The sequence below is a fragment of the Streptomyces johnsoniae genome (assembly GCF_031845565.1).
Classification (GTDB): domain Bacteria; phylum Actinomycetota; class Actinomycetes; order Streptomycetales; family Streptomycetaceae; genus Streptomyces; species Streptomyces johnsoniae.
In genome coordinates, this window is the sequence record NZ_JAVREV010000052.1 from 1 (window position 1) to 873 (window position 873).

General features: G+C 66.9%; 1 protein-coding gene. It reads right to left on the reverse strand.

Annotation, left to right across the window (positions count from 1 at the left end; all coding sequences use genetic code 11):
- Positions 1 to 14 precede the first annotated feature (14 nt).
- Positions 15 to 832 (reverse strand): IS5 family transposase gene (locus tag RM779_RS33215; RefSeq protein WP_394813455.1). Its coding sequence is split into 2 segments (ribosomal slippage): positions 15 to 484 and positions 484 to 832, totalling 819 coding nucleotides; the frame shifts between segments, so codons are not numbered across the junction.
- Positions 833 to 873: the final 41 nt, after the last annotated feature.

Sequence of the window (873 nt, forward strand, 5' to 3'; positions counted from 1 at the left end):
ACTTAGACCGTGTCCTATGTGGTGAGTCGGCGGAGGCGTTTGTAGCAGCACAGGGCTGCGGCGAGACCGAGAAAGGCCAGGTAGTTGCGGGGATGACGCTCGTAGCGGGGTGACAGGCGCCGGTAGCCGGACAGCCAGGACATGGTGCGTTCGATCAGCCACCTGTGACGGCCTAACCGCTGGCTGGACTCCACTCCCTTGCGCGCGATCCGGACCGCGATGCGCTTGCCGCGGAGCCATCTGCGCAGGTCGGGTCGGTCGTAGGCTTTGTCGGCATGGATCTTGCCGGGGCGGAAGTGCCAACCGCGGTCGGGGTCGTGTCTCGATTGGAGACCAGCGAGCAGAGGCTTCAGGCCTTCGCTGTCGTGGACGTTGCCACTTGAGACAGCGACCACGACAGGCAGCCCGCCCGCATCGGACAGGATGTGCTTCTTGGAACCGGGCTTACCCCGGTCCACGGGGCTCGGACCTGTGTGTTCGCCCCTTTTTTAGCCCGCACGTGGGCGGTGTCGAGGATGATGCGGGAAAGGTCGAGAAGGCCGTGGGCGGCGAGTTCGTCGAGCACGGCCCGGTGCAGCCGGCCCCACACCCCGGCTCGGGACCAGATCAGGAACCGGCGGTGCGCGGTGGACTTCGATATCCCGAAGCACGGCGGCAGATGCCGCCAGGCGCACCCACTGGTCAGCACGTAGACGATGGCCGCGAACACCGCCTCATCAGGCGTGTTCTGCGTCCCACCGCCCTGCGGACGCCCCCGTGACGGCGGCAGCAACGGCCGCGCGATCTCCCACAGGCCCTCCGGAACGATCCAACCCCACCGCGAACTCCCCATGCCCAACCAACGACCGGCTCACCACGTAGGACACGGTCTTA